At 67.8% G+C, this 23,630-nt stretch carries 21 protein-coding genes; 16 read left to right on the forward strand and 5 right to left on the reverse strand.

All coding sequences use genetic code 11. From position 1 onward, the window contains the following. Positions 1-43: 43 nt before the first annotated feature. Positions 44-1,138 carry a chorismate synthase gene (gene aroC / locus MA09_RS09170; RefSeq protein WP_036247091.1) on the reverse strand — a complete coding sequence of 365 codons (1,095 nt, stop codon included), beginning with the start codon at positions 1,136-1,138 and terminating at the stop codon, positions 44-46. 224 nt (positions 1,139-1,362) lie between these two features. Here aroC and MA09_RS09175 point away from each other — a divergent pair, with 224 nt between their 5' ends. Further along, positions 1,363-3,654 carry an EAL domain-containing protein gene (locus MA09_RS09175; protein WP_036247093.1) on the forward strand — a complete coding sequence of 764 codons (2,292 nt, stop codon included), beginning with the start codon at positions 1,363-1,365 and terminating at the stop codon, positions 3,652-3,654. Positions 3,655-3,696: 42 nt separating this feature from the next. Here the strand turns inward: MA09_RS09175 and MA09_RS09180 are convergent, their stop codons facing one another. After that, the gene (locus MA09_RS09180; RefSeq protein ID WP_036247095.1) at positions 3,697-4,149 is read right to left on the reverse strand and encodes a CBS domain-containing protein; all 453 of its coding nucleotides are present in this window, start codon (positions 4,147-4,149) and stop codon (positions 3,697-3,699) included. 193 nt (positions 4,150-4,342) lie between these two features. Between MA09_RS09180 and MA09_RS09185 the strand changes: the two genes are divergently transcribed. Genes MA09_RS09185 through MA09_RS09195 form a run of 3 tightly spaced genes read left to right on the forward strand, consistent with a single transcriptional unit; the run spans position 4,343 to position 6,808 of the window. Beyond that, the gene (locus MA09_RS09185) at positions 4,343-5,653 is read left to right on the forward strand and encodes an O-acetylhomoserine aminocarboxypropyltransferase (RefSeq protein ID WP_036247528.1); all 1,311 of its coding nucleotides are present in this window, start codon (positions 4,343-4,345) and stop codon (positions 5,651-5,653) included. Between the two features lies 1 nt (position 5,654). Continuing rightward, complete coding sequence (locus tag MA09_RS09190; protein ID WP_051933307.1) at positions 5,655-6,506, forward strand: alpha/beta fold hydrolase; 852 nt, start codon at positions 5,655-5,657, stop codon at positions 6,504-6,506. Next, the gene (locus tag MA09_RS09195; protein WP_036247097.1) at positions 6,503-6,808 is read left to right on the forward strand and encodes a DUF962 domain-containing protein; all 306 of its coding nucleotides are present in this window, start codon (positions 6,503-6,505) and stop codon (positions 6,806-6,808) included. The genes MA09_RS09190 and MA09_RS09195 overlap by 4 nt, the downstream gene beginning before the upstream one ends. Positions 6,809-6,815: 7 nt before the next feature. Here the strand turns inward: MA09_RS09195 and MA09_RS09200 are convergent, their stop codons facing one another. After that, positions 6,816-7,580 carry a hypothetical protein gene (locus tag MA09_RS09200; RefSeq protein WP_036247099.1) on the reverse strand — a complete coding sequence of 255 codons (765 nt, stop codon included), beginning with the start codon at positions 7,578-7,580 and terminating at the stop codon, positions 6,816-6,818. A 62-nt stretch (positions 7,581-7,642) separates the two neighbouring features. Further along, positions 7,643-9,010 (reverse strand): YihY family inner membrane protein, encoded by a 1,368-nt coding sequence (locus tag MA09_RS09205; protein WP_081897508.1) that lies wholly within the window; start codon positions 9,008-9,010, stop codon positions 7,643-7,645. A gap of 74 nt (positions 9,011-9,084) precedes the next feature. Between MA09_RS09205 and wrbA the strand changes: the two genes are divergently transcribed. The 9 genes from wrbA to MA09_RS09250 all read left to right on the forward strand — a co-directional run bounded on the left by wrbA (position 9,085) and on the right by MA09_RS09250 (position 20,883). Continuing rightward, entirely contained in the window at positions 9,085-9,705 is a 621-nt protein-coding gene (wrbA, locus tag MA09_RS09210; protein ID WP_036247102.1) for an NAD(P)H:quinone oxidoreductase, read from the forward strand. After that, a complete protein-coding gene (locus MA09_RS09215) occupies positions 9,702-10,103 on the forward strand; it encodes a DUF2069 domain-containing protein (protein ID WP_036247105.1) in 402 nt (133 codons plus the stop codon). The genes wrbA and MA09_RS09215 overlap by 4 nt, the downstream gene beginning before the upstream one ends. Further along, the gene (locus MA09_RS09220) at positions 10,096-11,532 is read left to right on the forward strand and encodes an FAD-binding oxidoreductase (protein WP_051933308.1); all 1,437 of its coding nucleotides are present in this window, start codon (positions 10,096-10,098) and stop codon (positions 11,530-11,532) included. Before MA09_RS09215 ends, MA09_RS09220 begins: the two co-directional genes overlap by 8 nt. 32 nt (positions 11,533-11,564) lie before the next feature. Then, a complete protein-coding gene (locus MA09_RS09225) occupies positions 11,565-11,975 on the forward strand; it encodes a DUF4124 domain-containing protein (RefSeq protein ID WP_229440636.1) in 411 nt (136 codons plus the stop codon). Beyond that, a complete protein-coding gene (locus MA09_RS09230; RefSeq protein ID WP_036247109.1) occupies positions 11,963-14,536 on the forward strand; it encodes an FtsX-like permease family protein in 2,574 nt (857 codons plus the stop codon). The genes MA09_RS09225 and MA09_RS09230 overlap by 13 nt, the downstream gene beginning before the upstream one ends. Next, positions 14,536-15,618 (forward strand): lipocalin-like domain-containing protein, encoded by a 1,083-nt coding sequence (locus MA09_RS09235; RefSeq protein WP_036247111.1) that lies wholly within the window; start codon positions 14,536-14,538, stop codon positions 15,616-15,618. Before MA09_RS09230 ends, MA09_RS09235 begins: the two co-directional genes overlap by 1 nt. 37 nt (positions 15,619-15,655) lie before the next feature. Further along, entirely contained in the window at positions 15,656-17,494 is a 1,839-nt protein-coding gene (locus MA09_RS09240; protein WP_036247113.1) for an ABC transporter transmembrane domain-containing protein, read from the forward strand. 193 nt (positions 17,495-17,687) lie between these two features. Beyond that, on the forward strand, positions 17,688-19,718 hold the full coding sequence (locus MA09_RS09245; RefSeq protein WP_036247115.1) for a Cache 3/Cache 2 fusion domain-containing protein: 2,031 nt from the start codon (positions 17,688-17,690) through the stop codon (positions 19,716-19,718). 58 nt (positions 19,719-19,776) lie between these two features. After that, positions 19,777-20,883 (forward strand): low specificity L-threonine aldolase, encoded by a 1,107-nt coding sequence (locus MA09_RS09250; protein ID WP_229440637.1) that lies wholly within the window; start codon positions 19,777-19,779, stop codon positions 20,881-20,883. Here MA09_RS09250 and MA09_RS09255 read toward each other — a convergent pair. Then, complete coding sequence (locus MA09_RS09255; RefSeq protein ID WP_036247117.1) at positions 20,880-21,221, reverse strand: hypothetical protein; 342 nt, start codon at positions 21,219-21,221, stop codon at positions 20,880-20,882. The two genes, MA09_RS09250 and MA09_RS09255, sit on opposite strands and share 4 nt — an antisense overlap. A gap of 183 nt (positions 21,222-21,404) precedes the next feature. On the opposite strand from MA09_RS09255, the gene MA09_RS09260 reads away from it, so the two are divergent. From MA09_RS09260 to MA09_RS09270, 3 genes are all read left to right on the forward strand, one after another. Continuing rightward, on the forward strand, positions 21,405-22,199 hold the full coding sequence (locus tag MA09_RS09260) for a thymidylate synthase (protein ID WP_036247119.1): 795 nt from the start codon (positions 21,405-21,407) through the stop codon (positions 22,197-22,199). A 77-nt stretch (positions 22,200-22,276) separates the two neighbouring features. Next, positions 22,277-22,774, forward strand: coding sequence for a dihydrofolate reductase (locus tag MA09_RS09265; protein ID WP_036247121.1), 498 nt, complete (start codon positions 22,277-22,279; stop codon positions 22,772-22,774). Positions 22,775-22,778: 4 nt separating this feature from the next. After that, positions 22,779-23,417 (forward strand): DUF4337 family protein, encoded by a 639-nt coding sequence (locus tag MA09_RS09270; protein WP_036247123.1) that lies wholly within the window; start codon positions 22,779-22,781, stop codon positions 23,415-23,417. Positions 23,418-23,630 lie beyond the last annotated feature (213 nt).

The raw sequence follows: 23,630 nt of genomic DNA on the forward strand, positions 1-23,630 counted from the left end.
ATCGCGGGCGCCCATGGCGCCCGAACCCGCTCCTGGCAGAGCCTTAGCCGAGCTTCGGCGTCCCCACCTTCACATCCCCGCACTGCGCACGGTGCATCAGCGCATGGTCGATCAGCACCAGCGCCAGCATCGCTTCGGCGATCGGCGTCGCACGGATGCCCACGCAGGGATCGTGGCGGCCGAAGGTCTCGACCATCACGGGATTGCCGTCCTTGTCGATCGAACGGCGGGGCGTACGGATCGACGAGGTCGGCTTGATCGCAATCGACACCGTGACGTCCTGGCCGGTCGAAATACCGCCCAGCACCCCGCCTGCATTGTTGCCGACGAAGCCTTCGGGCGTGAGTTCGTCTCCATGCTCCGAACCTTTCTGCGCCACCGAGGCGAAACCGGCGCCGATCTCCACCCCCTTGACCGCATTAATTCCCATCATCGCGTACGCGATGTCGGCGTCGAGCTTGTCGTAGATCGGCTGGCCCCAGCCGACCGGCACCCCGCGCGCCACCACGTCGATGCGCGCGCCGATCGAGTCGCCGGCACGGCGCAGCTCGTCCATCGCCGCTTCCATCCGCGCCAGCAGCTGCGCGTCCGCCGTGGCGGCGAAGAAGGGATTCGCATGCACGTGCTCGAAGGACTGGAACGGCACCACGATGTCGCCCAGCTGGCGCATGCAGCCGAAGAACTCCGTGCCGTGCTGCTCGCGCAGCCATTTCTTCGCGACCGCACCGGCGCCGACGATGGGCGCGGTCAGGCGCGCCGAGGAGCGGCCGCCGCCACGCGGGTCGCGCACGCCGTACTTGTGCCAGTAGGTGTAGTCGGCATGGCCTGGGCGGAAAGTCTCGGTGATGTTGCCGTAGTCCTTGCTGCGCTGGTCTTCGTTCTGGATCAGGAGCGCGATCGGCGTGCCCGTCGTCACGCCCTGGTACACGCCCGACAGGATCTGCACCCGGTCTGCTTCCTGGCGCTGCGTCACGTGGCGCGAAGTGCCGGGCTTGCGGCGATCGAGTTCGGGCTGGATGTCGGCTTCGGAGAGCGCCATGCCGGGCGGGCAGCCGTCGATGACACAGCCGATGGCCGGGCCGTGCGACTCGCCGAAAGTGGTTACGGAGAACAGCTTGCCAAAGGAGTTGCCGGACATGGTGGGTCGGTTTTCAAAATGGTGGGTTTGTCATTCTACCAGCATGGCGGCTGCATGGCAGAAGAGCGCCAGGCCAGGATGACTCTCGCAATTCTGTTCGGCCCCGCCGGAGATGGTTGCCACACAGATACATTTTTGTCGACTCAGCCAGTTTGAAGACTTCCTAATAAGCAATTGCATATATACTGATGCATCAAGAGACCAGCCAACTGGAGATGTAGCGCATGTCTGCCCCGACGCCGCCCTCAGGCACACCGACGCAAGCAAGCGGCGACCGAGACGACCTGATCTTCGCCGACGAGGCCGACCTGTCCTTGCCCTCGCCAATCCGCACGGCGGGCGCGGCCACCTGGCGCATCCTCGTCGTGGACGACGACGCCGACGTCCATTCGACCACCAGCTTCGCATTGAAGAACGTCGAGATGCAGGGCCGGCCGCTGGAATTCCTGCACGCGTACTCGGCGCGCGAAGCGCGCGCCATCCTCGAGCAGCAGCCCGACATCGCCGTGGTCCTGCTGGACGTCGTGATGGAGCGGCCCGACGCCGGCCTGCAACTGGTGCGCCAGATCCGCGAAGAACTCGGCTTGATCGAAGTGCGCATCATCCTGCGCACCGGCCAGCCGGGCTATGCGCCCGAGATCGAAGCCATCCGCGGCTACGACATCAACGACTACCGTACCAAATCGGAACTCACCCGCACCAAGCTGTACACGGCGGTTGCCGCCGCGGTGCGCTCCTACCAGCAGCTGCGCGCGCTCGACGCCAGCCGCTCGGGCCTCGAGCAGATCGTTTCGGCCGGCGCCCAGCTGATGGCCCTGCACGGCGTGCGCGACGTGGCCCAGGGCGTGCTGCGCCAGGCCGCCGCCCTGCTCGGCCTGGCTCCCGCCGGCGTGCTGTGCGTGCGCGAAAGCGGCCAGGGCCGCCCCGACATCCTGCACGTGGTCGCGGCGGCCGGCGAGCATGCCCGCCTCGAGGGCCGCGAACTGAGTCCCCAGCGCTACCCAAGGCTGGCCGACGTGGCCGCCCGCACCCTGGGCGCGCGCGCCGGCCTCGAGGCCGATGGCTGGCTGTCCTTGCATTTCCCCGGCAAGGCGGGCCGCGATTTCGTCGCCTGCATCCCCTTCGAAGGCCAGGTCGGCGACATCGAGCGCCGCCTGCTCGACGTCTTCGCCAGCGTGGTGGCCGTCGGGCTGGACAACGTCGAACTGGTCACGCACCTGCACCAGGCGGCCTTCCGCGACCAACTCACCGGCCTGCCGAACCGCACCCGCCTCGTCGAGCTGCTCGACGCCCTGCTCGCCGGCCCGCAACGCGACGCCGCCACGCTGGCCCTCGTCGACCTCGACCACTTCGCCGAGACCAACGACGCGCTGGGCCACCATTTCGGCGACCTGCTGCTGGTGGCCGTCGGCAAGCGCCTCAAGTCCCGGCTCAAGGACGACAAGGGGCGGCAGCTCGAAGTGGCGCGCATCGGCGGCGACATCTTCTGCGTGCTGGGCGATGCGGGCGCAGTGCAACCGGCCGCGATCCAGGCCCTGTTCCGCGTGCCTTTCCACATCGACGGCCAGGACGTGCAGGTGTCGGCCACCCTCGGCCTGGTGCGTCTTGGCGAACACGACGGCAGCGGAGCCGATGCGCTCAAGGATGCCGACATCGCGCTCAAGCGGGCCAAGTCCCAGCAGCGCGCCGGTCACTTCTACTTCTCGCGCAGCATGGGCATCGAGATCCGCGAGCGGGTGCGCATGATGCACGCGCTGCGCAGCGGCTTCCAGCGCGGCGAACTGTTCCTGGCTTACCAGCCGCAGGTCGACCTGGCTACCAACCGGCCCTTCGGCGCCGAGGCACTGCTGCGCTGGCGCCTTGAAGACGGGCGCCTGGTGGGGCCCGACCGCTTCATTCCGATCGCCGAGTACTCGGGCCTGATCGTCGACATCGGCGAATGGGTGCTGCGCCAGGCCCTGGCCGAACTGGTACGCCTGCGCGCCGTCGGCTACCTCGGCTTCACCATGTCGGTTAACGTCTCGCAGGTGCAGTTCCGCCATCCGCAATTCGTGGACATGCTGCGCCGCGCGCTGGATGCGACCGGCGCGCCGCCCGAGTTCGTGGAACTCGAAATCACCGAATCGATGGCGATGGAAGAGCCGGCGCTGCTCATCGAAAAACTGGCGCAGGTCAAGCGCACCGGCGTGTCGATCGCGATCGACGACTTCGGCACCGGCTTCTCTTCGCTGTCGCACCTGCAGCGCCTGCAGGTGGATCGCCTCAAGATCGACCGCACCTTCGTTACCGAGATCACCGGCTCGGCGCGCGGCAGCAGCATTGCGGAAATGGTGATCCAACTGGGCCGCAACCTGGACCTGTCGGTCATCGCGGAAGGCGTCGAGGACGAGCGCCAGGCGCACATCCTGCGCACGCTGGGCTGCCCGCTGGCGCAGGGCTTCCTGTTCTCGCGGCCGCTGTCGCCGGAGGCGCTGATCGCGTGGCTGGGCAACCAGGCGTTGATCGAGGCCGCATGACGCCTTTGCAGGGTAGGCAGGCGTCCTGCCCACCCTGCGACATCAATCCTCGGCGACCTGCTCGGCCGGCCAGTCGCGGATATACGCCTTGAGCATCCGGTTCTCGAAGCTCTGCGCCTCCAGCACCGCCTTGGCCACGTCGTAGAACGAGATCACGCCCAGCAGGGTGCGGGCATTCATCACCGGCAAGTAGCGCGCGTGCTTTTCCAGCATGATGCGGCGCACCTCGTTGACTTCGGTATCCGGGGTCACGGTGATCGGGCTGTCGTCCATCACCTTGCGCACGGTGCCGTTGCCGAGCGTTCCGCCCTGCGCGTGCAGCTCCTTGATCACTTCGCGGAAGGTCAGCATGCCGACCAGGTCGCCGTACTCCATGACGACCAGCGAGCCGATGTCCTTTTCCGCCATCGTCGCGGCCGCCTGTAGCAGCGGCATGTCGGGTGTGACGGTATAGAGGATTTCGCCTTTCACCTGCAGGATCTCGGAGACTTTCATGGTGGCCACCCCGTCCGGTTGGTTTGCGATTGCAGCAATATTTGTATAACTCATAACTCTGACTGTAGCCGATGCCCGCCAAAAAATCCAGCCTTGCACCAATTTAGGGAAGCGCAATGTTGCGAAAGCGGAAATCAATGCTAGGATGCCGGCCATCGCGTTATTAGGCGCATTCGATAAAACGGTCAAGACGATGAGCGGTCCCCAATACCCCGGCTTCGACACGCTGGCCCTGCACGCAGGCAGCGCGCCGGACCCGGCCACCGGCGCGCGCGCCACGCCGATCCATTTCACCTCCTCCTTCGCTTTCAGGGATTCGGAGCACGCGGCGGCGCTGTTCAACCTGGAGCGCGCCGGCCATGTGTACACGCGCATCTCGAACCCGACCAATGCGGTGCTGGAAGAGCGTATCGCCGCGCTCGAAGGCGGCGTGGCCGGCATTGCCACCGCCAGCGGCCAGGCCGCAATGCACCTGGGCCTGGCGACCATTCTCGGGGCCGGCGCGCACATCGTCGCATCGAGCGCGCTGTACGGCGGCTCGCACAACCTGCTGCACTACACGCTGCGCCGCTTCGGCATCGAGACCACCTTCGTGAATCCGCGCGACCTCGACGCCTGGCGCGCCGCGATCCGCCCGAATACCAAGGTCCTGTTCGGCGAGACCCTCGGCAATCCCGGCCTCGAGGTGCTGGACATCCCGTCGGTCGGCGCCATCGCCCATGCGCACGACCTGCCCCTGATGGTCGACGCGACGTTCACGACGCCCTGGCTCCAGCGTCCCTTCGAGCTGGGCGCCGATCTGCTGTTTCATTCGGCCACCAAGTTCCTGTGCGGCCACGGCACCGCGATCGGCGGCCTGCTGGTGGACGGCGGCACCTTCGACTGGGAGGCCGCCCATGCGCGCAGCGGGCGCTTTCCGGAACTGTGCGAGCCCTACGAGGGCTTCCACGGCATGGTCTTCGCGGAAGAGTCGACCGTCGCGCCGTTCGCCCTGCGCGCGCGCCGGGAAGGCCTGCGCGATTTCGGCGCGGCCATGAGCCCCCATAACGCCTTCGCCATCCTGCAAGGGATCGAAACGCTGGGCCTGCGCATGGACCGCCACGTGGCCAATACCCGCCGCGTGGTCGAGTATCTCCTGTCCCATCCGGCGGTCGCATCGGTCTCGTATCCGGAACTGCCGTCACACCCCGACCATGCGCTCGCCGGACGCCTGCTGCCGAAGGGCTGCGGCGCCGTGTTCACCTTCAACCTGAAAGGCGACCGCGCAGCGGGGCGGCGCTTCGCCGACAGCCTGCAGGTGTTCTCGCACCTTGCCAATGTGGGCGACGCCAAGTCGCTGGTGATCCACCCGGCCTCGACGACGCATTTCCGCGTCCCGGCGGACCAGTTGGCAGCAAGCGGCATCCTGGAAGGCACGATGCGCCTGTCGGTCGGGCTGGAAGACCCGGACGACTTGATCGAGGACCTGAAACGCGGGCTCAAGCTGGCCCAGAAGGGAAGCTGAGATGCAGTTGGAAATCAATGGCGCCAGCGCCTACGCCTACACCGGCGGCAAGGCCTTCGATCGGTCGCTGCCAGCCATCGTGCTGATCCACGGCGCCCAGAACGACCATTCGGTCTGGGCCCTGCAGAGCCGCTACCTGGCGCACCACGGCCATGCGGTGCTGGCCGTCGACCTGCCGGGCCACGGCAGGAGCAGCGGCCCGGCACTCGCCAGCGTCGAAGCGATGGCGGACTGGATCCTGGCCCTCTTGAGAACGGCAGGGGTGAGCCGCGCGCTGCTCGCCGGACACAGCATGGGTTCCTTGATTGCGCTGGAGGCCAGCCGCCGCTCCCCGGAAACGGTGGCCGGGCTGGCCCTGCTGGGTACGACCTGGCCGATGAAGGTGTCCGACGCCCTGCTCGAAACGGCACGCACCGACGAAGCGGCGGCCATCGACATGGTCAACATCTGGTCGCATTCGTCGATCGCGCACAAGCCGTCCTGCCCCGGGCCGGGCTTCTCGGTGATGGGCGGCGCGCGGCGCCTGATGCAACGGATGTCGGCGCGCAACCCGGCGCAGTTGTTCTACACCGACTTCAGCGCCTGCAACGGCTACGCCAACGGCGAAGCGGCCGCCGCCGCGGTTCGCTGCCCTACCCTGTTCGTATTCGGCAAAAAGGATGTGATGACGCCGCCCCGTTCGACGAAACTGCTGACCGCTGCGATCAAGCATGGCAAAATCGTCAACGTGGATGCCGGCCACCAGATGATGGCCGAAGCGCCCGACGCGGTGCTCGATGCGTTGGCATGCTTCGCCGCGTCCGTCCGATACCAGGAACCACAGGAAACACAGGAAACCGAGGAGACGCCATGACGGCACGTTTCGCCAGCTTCGCGGAGTTCTATCCTTACTACCTCACCCAGCATGCCGACCGGCGCTGCCGGCGCGCCCACTTCATCGGCACCTCGTCGGCGATCGCCTCGATCGCCCAGTACATCGACAGCCTGAACGCCTGGTGGCTGCTGTTCGCGGTGGTCAGCGGCTACGGCGGGGCCTGGATCGGCCACTTCTTCTACGAGAAGAACAAACCGGCTTCGTTCTCCCAGCCCTGGTATTCGTTCCGCGCCGACTGGGTAATGTACTGGCAGATGCTGACGGGCAAGCTCAGCTGGTAAGCCATCCTCAGACTTTCTCGTGCCACGTGGCCTTCGATGCATACGGCCCGGCGTACTCGCACAACAGGCTGTCGTATTCCGCCAGCGGCTTGCCCTTTTCCGACAGCACGTAGTGGAACTGCCTGCACGGCAGTTCGCCGATCGGGTGGGCGCCGGTCGCGGTGACCGTGCCGTCGTACTGGTTGCCCTTCCACGTCAGGCTCTCGCCCTGCTTCAGTGCCACCAGCATCTTCGCGAACTCGTCGCCGTAGTTTCCGCCGCGGCTGTCCTTGACCAGCCCGCGCCAGCCCCAGGCATCCGGCCAGTAGCCGCCTTCGCAATCGTTGCAGCGCACCTTGCTGGCCTCCACAAAAGCGTGCTTGGCCGCCGTCGCCTTCTCGAACTTCAGGTCCGAATAGTTGTACACGGGGCAGCCGGTATCCGGCCACAGTGTTTCAGGCTGGTAGGATGCCGGTCGCTCGCCGATCGCCAGCGGCGTGCCTTTCATGCGCACACAGCCGGGCGGGAAGGCCGGTTTCGCCGGGACGGCGGCCACCGGCGCGGGCGCTGCCTGGGTGGCTGCCTCGGGTACCGGCGCACCGGGCCTGCCCGGCTGGGTGACGCCCCTTGCGGCCGAGTCCACCGCGCTGCTCACCGCCTGGCGCACATTGCCGGCCACCGCCTGGCGGGCGGCATCGGCGGCGGCATTCTTCAGGAAGTCCCCGAAGGACTGGGCATGGCTGTTCAGGGAAAGGCCGGCCCCGAGGAGGAGAACGAGCGGGAGTTTTTTCATGGTACGGACAGAAGGATGTTGATGCCGCGCAGTGTAGTGCGCAGCCTTCCGGCCGTAACCCATCACCCGTGGGGGGACTTTGGCGGGAGCGTCCCGAAGTGCTCCGCCAGGGTCTGCCCCAGGCCGCCCTCGACCGCGGCCTCGACCTGGCGCGCCAGCGCCCCGGTATCGAGCGCGAGCGGCGTCGCGGGCGATGCCCCGTCCGTGCTGGCGGGATCGAACACGAACAGGCGGTACACGTCGGCCAGGCGGATGCTGCCGGGATCGACCAGCATGACCCATGCGTCGGCGCCCTCCCGCACACGCCTCCAGCGCAGGCCGACCGGCGCGTCGTCCTGGACCCGCCCGACCCAGCCGGCCGTCACCATTTTCTCGAGCAGCATCGACATCTCGTCATAGCCGATGCGCGTGTGCTTCCTGATCGATGCGCTGGTCACCAGGGCGGTGCCGCTCAGCCGGCCCGAGCCGGCCAGCACCTTGAGCACTGCCATGGCATCGACGAAGGCGCCCCCCGGCGCCGGTTCCTGCCACCAGCGCTCGTACTTCACCACCGGCAGCGCGGCAGCCAGCACGGCGCCGGCCAGGGTGATCATCCACGACACGTAGATCCAGACCAGGAACAGCGGCAGCGCGGCCAGGGCGCCATAGATGATCGCGTAGGTCGGGAAACGCGTGATGTACAGGGCGAACAGGCGCTTGGCCAGCTCGAAGGCGACTGCCGCCGCCAGTCCGCCCCAGGCGGCGTCGCGCCAGGCCACCTTGCGGTTGGGCACTGCCATGTAGAGCAGTGTATAGGCGCCGGTGGTCAGCGCGACCGACAGCAGCGTATAGAACAGGGCCCCGACGAAGGGCGCCTGGCGCACCAGCCCGCCGGTGGCCGTGAACAGCTGCGTGGTGGCGCTCAGGGACAGGCCGAACAGCACAGGGCCGAGCGTGATCAGGGCCCAGTAGACCGGTATGCGTTGCGACCAGGGCCGCGGCCGGCGCACGCCCCAGATCCCGTTGAAGGCGCGCTCGATCGTGGCCATCATGGTCGTGGTGGTGACCAGGAGCAGGACCGCGCCCAGCAGGGACAGTCCTTCGGCCTTGCTGGCGAACTGGTTCAGGTTCGCACTGATCGTGCGGGCGATCCCCGCGGGCATCAAGCCCTGGACGAACCAGCTGTCGAGTTCCGCGCGCAGTTGGCCGAAGGCCGGGAACATGGTGAAGATCGCCAGCACGATGGTGAGCAGCGGCACCAGGGCCAGCGTGGTGGTGAAGGTCAGGCTGCCGGCCACCTGTGGCAGATGCACCTCGCGCAGGCGGCGCCGTGCGAAGCCCAGCAGGCCGCCCAGCTCCGACAACCTCAGGCTGCGGGTGTGCTCCACCTCTTCGGTGGACGATGTGCTGCTGGGCGAAGGTGGCGGCAAATAAGGGGTCTCGGGAAGCATCCAGGTATCAAAACGGTATACGATTCGCCGATCGGCGTCATGTCATTTGAACAAAGCGCCCTATAATACCAACGATGAAGCCGACCCTGACCCCGAACCTGACTATTCTCGTGCTGTACTACTCGCGCCACGGCGCCACCCGCAAGCTGGCCGAACTGGTCGCCCAGGGCATCGAGAGCGTGCCCGGGCTTGATGCGCGCCTGCGCACCGTGCCCGCCGTGTCCACGGTCACCGAGGCCACCGCGCCCGACATCCCGCTCGACGGCGCGCCCTACGTCGAGCTGGACGACCTGCGCGAATGCGCCGGCCTGGCGCTCGGCTCCCCTACCCGCTTCGGCAACATGGCGTCCGCGGTCAAGTACTTCCTCGACGGCACTGCCGCCGACTGGGTCAACGGCACGCTGTCGGGCAAGCCCGCGGTCGTGTTCACCTCCACCGGTAGCCTGCACGGCGGCCAGGAATCGACCCTGCTGTCGATGATGATCCCCTTGCTGCATCATGGCATGCTGGTGATGGGCCTGCCATACTCGCATCCTGAACTCATGAATACCGCCAGCGGCGGCAGCCCCTACGGCGCCTCGCACTGGGCCGGTGCCGACGGCAAGCGCGCCCTGACCGAGGACGAGCGCGTGCTCGCCATCGCACTCGGGAAACGTCTTGCCCTGGCGGCGGTCAAACTCCACGGAATGCAATGATGGATACCGCAAAAGTCTTTCATGCCGGCGCAATCGCAAGCCTGATCTGGCTGATCGGCTGGCTCGTGGCCTGGGAAGTGTACGTCGCACCGCTGCACCCGGGCGGCTCGCTGCTCGCGCTCAAGGCGCTGCCGCTGCTGCTGCCCTTGCGCGGGGTGATCAAGCGCGACCTCTACACCCTGCAGTGGTCGTCGATGGTCATCCTCGTCTATCTGGCCGAAGGCGTGGTGCGCGCCTGGGCCGACACCTCGGAAGCCTCGCGCGGCATGGCGATCGGCGAGATCGTGCTGGTGGTCGTCTACTACGCCTGCGCGCTGCTGTTCCTGCACCCGTACAAGAAGGAAGCCAAGCGCCTCGCCAAGGAATTGCTCGACAAGGTCAAAGTACCGCATGACTGAAGCACAGCCGGCCAGCGCCGAGCTGGCCAAGTTCGTCGCCGGGCTCCGCGCCATCGTCGGGGATATCCACCTGGCAAGCAGCGCCGCCGCGATGGCGCCCTACCTGACGGACTGGCGCGGCCGCTTCACCGGACGCGCGCTTGCCGTCGTATTCCCCGCCGATACCCACGAGGTGGCGCAGGTGGTCGCTGCCTGCGCCGCGGCGCGCGTGCCCATCGTGCCGCAGGGCGGCGGCACCGGCCTCGTGCTCGGCAGCGTGCCCGATGCCAGCGGCAGCGCCATCGTGCTGTCGCTGCGGCGCCTCAACCGCATCCGCCACATCGACGCGGCCAACCGTACCATGACGGTCGAGGCGGGCTGCCTCCTGTACGACGTGCAGCAGGCTGCGCTGGAAGCCGGCATGCTGTTCCCCCTGTCGCTGGCGAGCGAGGGCAGCTGCACCATCGGCGGCAACCTTTCGACCAATGCCGGCGGCACCGCGGTGCTGCGCTACGGGAATACCCGCGAGCTGTGCCTGGGCCTGGAAGTCGTCACCGCCCAGGGCCAGGTGTGGGACGGCCTGCGCGGGCTGCGCAAGGACAATACCGGTTATGCGCTGCGCGAACTCTTCGTCGGCGCGGAAGGCACCCTCGGCGTCATCACCGCGGCCGTGCTCAAGCTGTATCCGCAGCCGAAGGCGGCGTTGACGGCCCTGGTCGCGCTCGACTCGCCGCAGGCCGCCCTCGCGCTGCTGTCCCTGATGCAGGAGCGCTGCGGCGCCGCCCTCACCGGCTACGAGCTGATGTCCGACTTCTGCCTGCGCCTGGTCCACACCCATTTCCCCGAGCTGCCCAAGCCCTTTCCCGGCCATTATCCCCAGTATGCCCTGGTCGAATTGTCGAGCAACGAATCCACCGAGCATGCCGCCGGCCTGGTCGAGTCCGCGGTCGGCGCGGCGCTGGAGGCCGGCATCGCCATCGACGCCGTGCTGGCAAGCTCGGTCGGCCAGTCGATCGGGCTGTGGAAGCTACGTGAGCATATTTCGCTGGCGCAAGCGGCTGCGGGCAAGAACATCAAGCACGACATCTCGCTGCCGGTGTCGCGCATTCCCGACTTCATCGAACACACGGACAAGGCGCTGCAGGCCGCTTTTCCCGGCTGCCAGGTCGTATGCTTCGGGCACTTAGGCGACGGCAATCTGCACTACAACATCGCGCCACCGGAAGGGATTGGTCACGACAAGTTCCTGGCGCACCAGGAGGCGGTCAACCGCATCGTGCACGACAGCGTCGCCGCCCACCGCGGCTCGATCTCGGCCGAGCATGGCATTGGCGCGCTCAAGCGCGACGAACTGGCGCGCTACAAGGACAGGGTCGAACTGGACATGATGCGTGCCATCAAAGCTGCACTGGACCCGCTCGGCATTATGAACCCTGGCAAAATTTTATGACCGGGGACATTCATATGCGCAAGCACGTATCGATGGCAATCCTCTGCCTGGCTTCAGGGGCGGCGGCCGCGGGCACGATCTACAAATGCAAGGAAGGCGGCACGGTCAGCTACCACGACCGGCCCTGCGGCCATGCCGCGGTCGCCCTCGAGGCGCAGGCCGCGCCGGCGCCTTCCCCGGAAGCCCTGCAGCGCCTGGCCCGCGAGCGTGCCATCCTGCAGGAAATCGAGGACGCGCGCGCAGCACGCGAAGCGCATGCGGCACGCGAACGTACACGCGTGCAACGGGAGGCCGCGGCCATGAAACGCCGCTGCGACAAGCTGCGCCTGCAGCGCAAATGGGCCGACGAAGACGCGCGGCGCGCCGGCCGCGACGAGGCCGAGCGCGCCCGCACCAAGGCGACGCGGCAGGCCGAGGCACTGGCGGTGGAATGCCCGGCCTGAGCCTCGCACCCGGCATTCTGTCTCGCTGGCTGCTGTTCGGCGAATGGCGCGCCCATCCCGTGCGGGCGCTGCTGGCCATCGCAGCCATTGCCGTCGGCGTCGCCATGGGCTTCGCCATCCACCTCATCAACGCCGCCGCCTTCAACGAGTTCTCCGCCGCCGTCAAGAGTCTCTCCGGCCAGGCCGACGTGCAGGTCGCGGGACGCGAACCCCTGGTCGACGAATCCATCTACGCGCGCCTGGCCGCGCATCCCCAGGTCGCGGTGGCCGCCCCGGTGCTCGAGCTGTCGGCCGGCTTGGCAGCCCGTCCTGCCGGTGGGCAGGGCGCGCTGCGCATCGTCGGCATCGATGCCTTCCGCGCCGGCCATATCTCGCCCGACCTCACCGGCGTGCCGCAGGAAGGCCGCATGATGGACGTGCTGGGCGACGACGCCCTGTTCCTGTCGCCTGCCGCCCAAAGCTGGCTCGGAAAGCGGCCCGGCGATACCATCGTGCTGCGCGCGGGGACGGTCGACGTCGTGCTGCGCGTGGCAGGGCCGGTACAGCGGGCACGTGCGGGCCAGCGCATCGCCGTCATGGACATCGGCGCCATGCAGTGGCGCTTCCAGCAGCTCGGCCGCATCTCGCGTGTCGACCTCAAGCTGCGCGACGGCGTCGACCGCGCCGCCTTCCAGCGCACGCTGGCGGGCGAGCTGGAGCGTGACTTTCCCGGCCGCTTCGCGGTGCGCCAGCCCGACGACGGCGACCAGGAAGAACGCAATGCCAACCTGAGCCGGGCATACCGCGTCAACCTGACCGTGCTGGCACTGGTGGCCCTGTTCACCGGTGCCTTCCTGGTGTTCTCGACCCAGGCACTGTCGGTCATGCGCCGGCGCAGCCAGTTCGCGCTGCTGCGCGTGCTGGGCCTGGAACGGTCCCAGTTGCTCGGCCAGGTGTTGCTCGAGGGGGCCAGCCTGGGCATCGTCGGCGCGGCGCTCGGCATCCTGGGCGGCTACGCCCTCGCGGCCCTCGCCCTGCACTTCTTCGGCGGCGACCTGGGCGCAGGCTACTTCCCCGGCATCCGCCCGCAGGTCCAGTTCACCCCGCTGGCGGCTACCGTGTTCTTCCTGCTCGGTTTCGGCGTGGCCCTGCTCGGCTGCCTGGCGCCGGCAGTGGAAGCGGCGCGCGCCCGTCCGGCGGTGGCGATCAAGTCGGGCGCCGACGAGGCGGCGCTGTCGCGGCTGGCGCGGGTCTGGCCATCCTTGCTCTGCCTGCTGCTCGCCGCCGCGCTGGCCTTCGCGCCGCCGGTGTTCGAGCTGCCGCTGTTCGGCTACCTGTCGATCGCCCTGCTGCTCATCGGCGGCATCGGCCTGATGCCGCGCCTGGCTGCGGAAGCCTTCCGGCGCATGGAGAGGCAGGTAGCGCGCAGCCGCCGTGCGCCCCCGATCCTGTCGCTGGCCCTGTCGCGCCTCGCCAATGCACCCGGGCAGGCTTCCATCGCGCTGGGCGGCGTGCTCGCCAGCTTCAGCCTGATGGTCGCGATGGGCATCATGGTAGCCAGCTTCCGCGTCTCGGTGGACGAGTGGATGGGGCATATCCTGCCGGCAGACCTGTACGTCCGGGCAGCGAGCAGCGGGAATACCGGCTTTCTCACGCCCGAGCAACAGGCCGCCTTGCGTGCGACGCCCGGCGTCGCCCAGGCCCACTTCCTGCGCACCCGTCCCGTGTCGCTCGCGCCCGAGCGCCCGAACGTGGTCGTGATCGCGCGCGACATCGATGCGCGCGATCCCGGCCGGTTGCTCTACCTGGTCGGCGACAGCGTGCCGGTGCCGCCGGGGGCGCGCCCGGCGTGGGTATCCGAAGCGATGCTCGACCTGTACGGCGCCCGGGTCGGCCGGACGCTCAGGCTGCCGCTTGGGGGCGGACAGGCGGAGTTCTTCGTGGCCGGCGTGTGGCGCGACTATGCCAACCAGGCCGGATCGGTGGTGATCCGCCTGCGCGACTACCGCGCCCTGACCGGCGAAGGAGAAGTGAGCGACGCCGCCCTGTTCGCGGCGCGCGGCAGCAGCGCCGAGCAGCTCGAGGGAGCGGTGCGCGCCCTGCCTTTCGGCAAAGCGCTGCAGACCATGTCGGCCGGCGAAATCCGGGCCGCCAGCCTCAGGATCTTCGACCGCAGTTTCGCGGTGACCTACCTGCTGGAAGCGATTGCCATCGCCATCGGGCTATCCGGCGTGGCCGCCAGCTTCTCGGCGCAGACGCTGGCGCGCTCCAGGGAATTCGGCATGCTGCGCCACGTCGGCGTCACCCGCGGCCAGGTGCTGGGCATCCTTGCTGTCGAAGGCGGATTCCTCACACTGCTGGGCGTCGCCTGCGGCTTCGCGCTGGGACTGGTCATCAGCCTGATCCTGGTTTATGTTGTGAACCCCCAGTCCTTCCACTGGACGATGCAGCTGCACCTGCCGTGGACCTTGCTGGGGAGCGTGGCCGCGGTGCTGGTCGGGACGTCAAGCCTGACGGCACTGGTATCGGGACGCTATGCGCTGTCGGGTGGTCCGGTACGCGCGGTCAGGGAGGATTGGTAATGCGGGTAGTCGTGTTTGCTTTGTTGTTGTTCCTGGCGCAGTGGCGCCCGCAGTTGGCCTGGGCAGCGCCGCCCGAATTCGCGTCCGTCGTTCCCGGCACCACCCTCTCCTTCCCGCGCGACTTCGGCGCCCATCCGGAATTCCGCACCGAGTGGTGGTACGTCACCGGCTGGGTCGAAACGCCCGAGGGCAAGCCGCTCGGCTTCCAGGTCACGTTCTTCCGCAGCCGCACCGAGCACGATCCGAAGAACCCGAGCGCGTTCGCACCGCGCCAGCTGGTGATCGGCCATGCCGCCCTGTCCGACCCGGCAGTCGGACGGCTGGTGCACGACCAGCGCAGCGCGCGCGAAGGCTTCGGCCTGGCCTGGGCGCGCACCGGCAATACCGACCTCAAGCTCGACGACTGGCGCATGGTGCGCGAAAGCTCGGGCAACTACCGCGTCACCATCCGCTCGAGCGAACTGACGCTGGAACTGCGCCTGCAGCCGACCCAGCCGGTGCTGGTGCAGGGCGAAGGCGGCTATTCGCGCAAGGGGGCCAGCCCCCAGCACGCCAGCCACTACTACAGCGAGCCGCACTTGAAAGTCAGCGGCAACGTGGGGCGCGCCGGCAGCACGCCGGTGGCGGTGTCGGGCAGCGCCTGGCTCGATCACGAATGGTCGAGCGAAGCCCTGCAACCGGAAGCTACCGGCTGGGACTGGATCGGCGTGAACCTGGACGACGGCGGCGCCCTGATGGCTTTCCAGATTCGCAGCAAGGGAGGTGGTAAACTATGGGCGCACGCCACCGTGCGCGATAGAACGGGCAAGGTGACCCGCTACGCGCCCGGCCAGGTGAGTTTCACTCCCACCGCGCGCTGGAAGTCGCCGCGCACCGGTGCAGAGTATCCGGTGGCCCAGGAAGTGGCTACCGGTGCGCTGCGCTGGCAGCTCACTCCCCTGCAGCAGGACCAGGAACTCGACTCGCGCCGCTCGACCGGCGCGGTCTACTGGGAAGGCGCGGTGACGGTCAGCCGCGAAGGCAAGCGCCTGGGCCGCGGCTACCTGGAAATGACCGGTTACGTGCGCCCGATGAAGCTTTGAACGCCAAGAAATACGAACAAGAACCGCAACCGAGACGATGACCTCCAGCTCCACCAGCAATACCGATTCCGACACATCCCGCAAGAGCAGCCTCGCCGCACTCAAGGGCCTGCTGCCGTTCCTGCGTCCATACCGCCGCCAGTTCGTCCTGGCCGGCATCGCGCTCCTGTTCGCGGCCGGCGCCACCCTGGCCATTCCCGCCGCCTTCAAGCAAATGATCGACCATGGCTTCGGCGCCGCATCTGCCAGCGCCGGCAGTCAGAACATCGAGCACGTGAACGCGGTATTCCTGGCCCTGTTCGGCGTCGCCGCCGTGCTGGCGGTCGCCACCGCCGCGCGCTTCTTCATGGTGTCCTGGCTGGGCGAGCGCGTGGTGGCCGACGTGCGCGCCGCCGTTTACCGCCACGTGGTCCACCAGAGCCCCGAGTTCTTCGAGACCACGCGCACCGGCGAGGTGCTGTCGCGCCTGACCACCGATACCACCTTGATCCAGACCGTGGTCGGCACCAGCATCTCGCTGGCCCTGCGCAATACCCTCCTGTTCGCCGGCGGCCTGGTGATGCTGTTCGTGACCAGCCCGAAGCTCACCGCCATCATCCTCGGCCTGCTGGTGCTGGTGGTGCTGCCGATCGTGCTGTTCGGGCGCCGCGTCCGCAAGCTCTCGCGCGACTCGCAGGACCGCATCGCCGACGCCTCGGCCCTGGCCGGCGAGATCCTGAATGCCATGCCGACCGTGCAATCCTTCACCCACGAAGGCATCGAGGCCGGCCGCTTCGGGGCTAGCGTCGAAGGCGCCTTCCAGACCGCGATCCGGCGCATCCATGCACGCGCGACGCTCACCATGCTGGCCATCGTGCTGGTGTTCGGCGCCATTGTCTTCGTGCTCTGGCTCGGGGCCCACGCCGTCCTCGAGGGCACGATGACCGGGGGCGACCTCGGTCAGTTCATCCTGTACGCGTCGATCGTGGCCGGCTCGGTCGGCGCGCTGTCCGAAGTGATGGGCGAGGCCCAGCGCGCCGCCGGCGCCACCGAGCGCCTGCTGGAACTGCTCGCGTCCCGCTCCGACATCCAGGACCCGGCGCACCCGCGGCCCCTGCCGCCCAGGACTGCGAACGGCGCCCGCGTCACGCTCGACGACGTCAGCTTCAGCTACCCCTCGCGCCTTGATGCGGCGGCGCTGTCGCACCTGAAGCTCGACATCGCGGCCGGCGAGACCGTCGCCCTCGTCGGTCCCTCGGGCGCCGGCAAGACCACCCTGTTCCAGCTGCTGCTGCGCTTCTACGATCCGCAGGCGGGTGCGATCCGCCTGGACGGCATCGACATCCGCGACCTGGCGCTGCACACGCTGCGCGGCGCGATCGGCATCGTCCCGCAGGACACCGTCATCTTCGCCAGCAGCGCGCTGGAAAACATCCGCTACGGCCGGCCCGAGGCCAGCGACGAGGAAGTGATCGCGGCGGCGAAGATGGCGGCCGCCCACGAGTTCATCGAGCGCCTGCCGCAGGGCTACGGGTCCTTCCTGGGTGAGCGCGGCGTGCGCCTGTCGGGCGGCCAACGCCAGCGCATCGCGATCGCGCGCGCCCTCCTGAAGAACCCGCCCCTGCTGCTGCTCGACGAAGCCACGAGCGCCCTCGATGCCGAGTCGGAACGCCTGGTGCAGCGCGCGCTCGAAGCGGCCATGGTCGGCCGCACCACCATCATCATCGCCCACCGTCTGGCAACCGTCCAGCGCGCCGACCGCATCATCGTGCTCGACGAAGGCCGCGTGGTGGAGTCCGGCACCCATGCCTCGCTGGTGGCGCACGGCGGCGTGTACGCCAATCTCGCGGCACTGCAGTTCCAGGGTCACGCCCCGCTCGAACGGCAGGCGTCCTGAACCGCTGCGCTGCCCGCCGCGTCCCATTGGCATAACAGAAGCGCCAGTCGCGGAAGCACACGGACTGGCTTGCCAAAACAGCATGGGTGTTGCGCCCGCGCAACGCGGCGGTGGCTGTTTTACTGCAATCATTATTGTGCTACGGAAAATCACAGCGGTATGATGGGCCCTGGTTACAGCTCCAGGGTTCCCTATGTCCTCCTCTCCGTACCATCCCGCCAACTGGAATGTCGGCACCCGCATCAGTGCCATCACCTTCGTGCTGACGGCCGCGATCATCGCCGCGCTGGTCCTCACGCTGACCTTCACCACCTCGCGCATGCTCGAGGAACGCGCCATCCAGAGCGTGACGAACGAGATGCAAAGCGTTGCCAGCACGGTGGAAATGTTCAACAAGACCGTCAGCAGCTCGGCCAGGAGTTTCGGCCACGTCTTCCGCAACGCCCTGCCCGGCAGCTTCGAGCTCGACGCCGCCACGACGGTGGACATCGGCGGCAAGGCCACGCCCACGCTCAAGCTCGACGGCAAGGTACTGAACCTCGACTTTAGCGCGCCCGACAACTTCACCGCGCATACCGGCGGCAACGCCACCATCTTTGCCGCCAGCGGCGAGGACTTCGTGCGCGTGACGACCTCGGTCAAGAAAGAAAACGGCGAACGCGCCGTCGGCACCACCCTCGACCGCAACAGCCCGGCCTACGCCGTGCTGCGCGAAGGCCGCACCTACATCGGTCTGGCCACCCTGTTCGGCAAGCAGTACATCACCCAGTATGAGCCGGCGCGCGACGCGGCTGGCAAGGTGGTCGCCGTGCTCTACGTCGGCGTCGACATTACCGAGGACTTGAAGCTGCTGAAGGACCGCATCCGCGCGATCAAGGTCGGCGAGACCGGCTACTTCTACGTCCTGAACTCCGCTCCGGGCAAGCAGTACGGCGATCTGCTGGTGCACCCGGCCAAGGAAGGCAGCAATATCCTCGACAGCAAGTCCGCGGACGGGCGCCTGTTCATTCGGGAGATGCTGGAAAAGAAGAAGGGCAGCATCGTCTACGACTGGAAGAACCCGGGAGAAAACACGGCGCGCGAGAAGTTCGTCGCCTACACCCACATCGAGGACTGGAACTGGGTCATCGCGGGCGGCACCTATCGCGACGAGATCACCGCGGCCGCCACCGCGCTGCGCAACCGCTTCATCCTGGTGGGCCTGCTGGCCCTGGCGCTGCTGGCCGCGCTGCTGTACGCGGTGGTGCGCGCCAGCGTGGCGCGTCCGCTGGCGCAGGTGCGCGACGTCGCCAGGCGCATCGCCGAAGGCGACCTGACGGCGCGCATGGAAAGCGGACGCCGCGACGAGATCGGCCTGCTGACCGAGGCCATCAACAGCGTCGGCACCAGCCTGTCGACCGTGGTCGGCAAGGTGCGCGAAGGCGCCGAGCAGATCGCCAATGCCTCGCAGGAAATCTCGGCCGGCAACCTTGACCTGTGCCGGCGCACCGAGGAACAGGCGGCCAGCCTGGCCGGCACCGCATCGATGATGGACCAGCTTACTGCGACCGTGCGCCAGAATGCGGACAATGCGCGCCAGGCCAATCAGCTCGCCGTCAGCGCATCGAGCGTGGCGCAGAAGGGCGGCGCCACCGTGGCCAAGGTGGTCGAGCGCATGGACGCCATCACCCAGTCGTCGCGCAAGATCTCCGACATCACCAGCGTCATCGACGGCATCGCCTTCCAGACCAATATCCTGGCGCTCAACGCGGCCGTGGAAGCAGCCCGTGCCGGCGAACAGGGGCGCGGCTTTGCCGTGGTGGCCAACGAAGTGCGCAGCCTGGCCCAGCGCTGCGCCGCGGCGGCCAAGGAGATCAAGCAGCTGATCGAGGCCTCCAACGGCGAAGTCGACGTGGGCAGCAAGCTGGTGGCCGAAGCGGGCGCCACGATGAACGACGTGCTGGCGAGCGTGGCGCACGTGACCGACATCATGGCCGCGATCACTGCCGCCAGCCAGGAGCAGACCGGCGGCATCGAGCACGTCAACAGCGCGGTGGGCGCCATGGACGAGGCGACCCGGCAGAACGCCGCCCTGGTCGAGCAGGCCAGCGCCGCAGCGCAGGCCATGCACGACCAGGCCGACCAGCTGGCGCGCGCCGTGCGCCTGTTCCGCCTGGCCGAAGACCAGGGTGCGACGGCGATCGCCGCCGGCGCCCCGCGCCGCCTCGCACTCGGCGCGGAGTAAGGCCTTTTACCCGAAGCGCAGTTCGGTGTAGAGTGGCAGGCTTCGCCAGGAGCTTGCCTTGACCTCGACCAATCGCGACACCGAACTGCAGCGCCGCTGCACCACCCTCTTCCCCGGCCACCGCGCCCGCACGCCAGCCGAACTGTTCGCGGCCATGGCGGCATGGAGCGAAGCGAACGACGTCGAGCACGACGTCTACGGCGCCGGTCCCCTGCTGCAGGAATTCGAAGACAGGATCGCGCGCCTGCTCGGCAAGCAAGCGGCGGTATTCTGCATCAGCGGCACCATGGCACAAGCGACCGCGCTGCGCCTGGCCTGCCAGGACCGCGGACGCGACCTGGTGGCGCTGCACCCGACCTCGCACATCTTCGTGCACGAACGCTCGAACTACCAGCTGCTGGGCCACTTCAAGGCCTTGCAGGCCGGAGACCGCTACCGTCCCTGGACGGTAGCCGACCTCGCCGCGATCCCCGACCGTTTGGGCGCCGTCGGCATGGAGCTGCCCCTGCGCGAAATCGGCGGCCAGCTGTCGCCCTGGGACGAGCTGGAAGCGATCAAGAACCACTGCCGGGCACGTGGCGCCCACCTCCACATGGACGGCGCGCGGCTGTGGGAAGCCGCTGCCGGCTACGGCAAGCCGCTGCACGAGGTCGCCGCCGGCTTCGATTCGGTCTACGTCTCGCTGTACAAGGGCATCGGCGGCCTGGGCGGCGCCATGCTGGCCGGCAGCCGCGAGTTCGTGGAGCGCGCCGCCGAATGGTTCCGGCGCGGAGGGGGCAACCTCATCCACCGCACGCCCTTTGTGGTCGCGGCGGCGATGGGGTTCGACGAGCGCCTGGCCGCGATGCCGGCCTACCTGCAGCGTACGCGCTTCCTGTACCAGGCGCTGGCGGCGCATCCGCCCATCCGCGTCAACCCGGCGGCGCCGCAGACCAACATGCTGCACCTGCACCTGCCCGTCACGCCCGAGCGCGCGCTGGCGATCCGCCGCGAGCTGGCCGAACGGCACGGCGTCTGGATGTTCAACCGCATCGCCAGCGCCGCCCTGCCCGGCACCAGTTCCTTCGAGCTGTACGTGGGCGACAACCTCTTGAGCGCGCCGGACGAGCGGGTGCGCGAGGCGCTCGCGCTGTTCGCGCGTGCCCTGGTGGAAGCGGACAGCTAGGCACCGGTGTGCGGCGGCAGCGCCGCGTACCACTCGGCGTAAGGGGTATTGGCGACCATGCGCCGGTTGTAATCCGGCGCACCGTCGGTCCACCAGACCGGGCCGCGCTCGCCGAGCGCACGCTTGGCCGCATCGACTGCGGCGCGGGCGTGGCGCTCCCCCCCGGCATCGCCTGCCCGTTTCGCATTGGCGACCTGCCGGCGCGCGTCCATCAGTTGGTCGACGAGTCCCTGCCGCAGCTGCGGCGCGAGCGCCGGATTACTGCTGCGCCAGAGGCGGCCGGCGACGACGAAGTAGCGGCCGTCCGGGGTAGCGGGATACTTGCTAGTGTTCGGCATCGCGCTACTCTAGCGCAGCGGCCTGCGGCGCTTCGCACGGCTGCACGGCGATTCCGGCCGCCGTGGCTGACAGGAGTCGCTGCTTGCCGGGCCGGTCGGCCCAAGGTCGGCGCTCCGGACGTCTTGACCGCCGAGCAGGCGCTCTCGGTTACAATGACGGACTGTCACTTATCGTCATACCCAATGCGCCAATACCTCGACTTCATGCGCCATGTGAAAGAGCATGGCGCGGTCAAGACCGACCGCACCGGCACCGGCACCCTGTCCGTCTTCGGCTACCAGATGCGTTTCGACCTGCAGCAGGGCTTCCCCTTGCTCACCACCAAGAAGGTCCACCTCAAGTCGATCATCCATGAACTGATCTGGTTCCTGCAGGGCTCGACCAACATCGCCTACCTGAAGGAAAACGGGGTCACCATCTGGGACGAATGGGCGGATGAGAACGGTAACCTCGGCCCGATCTACGGCTACCAGTGGCGCAGCTGGCCGACTCCCGACGGCGGCCACATCGACCAGATCGCGCAGGTGCTGGACCAGATCCGCAACACGCCCGACTCGCGCCGCATGATCGTATCAAGCTGGAACGTGGCCGACGTGCCCAAGATGAAGCTGCCGCCCTGCCACGCCTTCTTCCAGTTCTACGTGGCCGACGGCAAGCTGTCCTGCCAGCTGTACCAGCGCAGCGCCGACATCTTCCTGGGCGTTCCCTTCAATATCGCGTCCTACGCCATCCTGACCCACATGATGGCCCAGCAGGCCGGCCTCGAAGTGGGCGAATTCATCTGGACGGGCGGCGACTGCCACCTGTACAGCAACCACCTGGAACAGGTCGGGCTGCAGCTGTCGCGCACGCCGAAAGAGCTGCCGCGCCTGCGTATCCGCCGCAAGCCGGAGTCGCTGTTCGACTACCGCTTCGAGGATTTCGAGGTCGAGGGCTACGATCCGGATCCGGCGATCCGGGCGCCGGTGGCTGTCTGAACCAGGCGTACATATTCCTTGACTTTTTGCTTTCAAGGCAACAACATTTTGTACCCATCATTCTTCAGGAAACTGCAGTGACGTCCGACGCTCGCCTTACCCTGGTAGTGGCCCTCGACGCCCAGCGCGGCATCGGTGTCGACAACCGGCTCCCCTGGCACCTCCCGGAAGACCTGGCGCATTTCAAGCGCGTCACCCTCGGCAAGCCGATCGTCATGGGCCGCAAGACCTTCGATTCGATCGGCCGTCCGCTGCCGAAGCGCCGCAACATCGTCATCACCCGCAATCCAGGCTGGTCGCACGAAGGCGTAGACGTGGCCGGCTCCCTCCAGGCCGCCATCGCGCTGTTGGACGGCGAGCCGGCCAGCATCATCGGCGGGGCCCAGATCTTCAACGAGGCGATTCGCCTGGCCGACCGCATGATCGTCACCGAGATCGACCACGTGTTCCGCTGCGATACCTTCTTCCCGCCGATCGACCCGGCCGTGTGGCAGGAAAGCGCGCGCGAGCTGCACCATTCCGAGGCGAACGGCTACGGCTTCGCCTACGTCACCTACGTCCGTAAAGAGAGCTGACCCGATGTCGGACCAGGCATATCGCACTCCAGGCACGCGCGGCGGCGACGGCTTTGCCGGCAGGGTGGCGGTCCTGATCGCCATCCTGGCCACACTCGGGACCATGTTCGGCTTCATCGGCAGCGCTTCCCACAACAATGCCGCCCTGTACAAGAGCAACGCGGCGATCGACAAGACCAGCGCGGCCAATGCCTGGAGCCACTACCAGGCCAAGACCAACCGCCAGAACCTGGCCGAGGTGGCCGCCGCCATCCCCGGCGTGGACCAGTCCCACTTTCGCGAGGAAATGCGCCGCTACGGCATCGAGAAGGACGCGATCCGCAAGGAAGCGGAGCGCTTCGAGGCCAGCTCGAACGAGTGGAATGCCCTGTCCGACAAAGAGCTGCACCGCCACCGCCAGTGGGCCGCCGCCGCGGTCGCGCAGCAGATCGCGATCTCGCTGGCCGCCGTCACCCTGCTGTCGCGCCGCACCTGGCTGCTGACGCTCACCAGCGCGGTCGCCGCCTTCGGTCTCACGCTTGCCTTCTTCGCCGCCATCCAGGCCGATCCGATGCCGTTCTCGGCCGGGCCGCTGCTGGCCGCCTTCGGCGCGGCGGCGTTGACCGAGGCCTTCCGGCGGGTCGGCAGACGGATTGTCAACTGAGCGCTCAAGCGAGTGCTCAACCGAGCTGGCGCGGAACAGGTCAGCTAAAGTGCGCCAGACATGGCGCGGAGTAGCTACCCTTGCAGTGATTGCGTAGATCAAGCTTTAAAAAAATTGCACCGGCGCGCGTAATTTCTGCGAAAATCCGTTTCCTCTTTTTTCCGGTGCCGTGGCCGGCGGACCTACCCACCCGGGCCGGCCGCTTCCACGGCG

Source organism: Massilia sp. BSC265 (assembly GCF_000740675.1).
Taxonomy (GTDB): Bacteria; Pseudomonadota; Gammaproteobacteria; order Burkholderiales; family Burkholderiaceae_D; genus Telluria.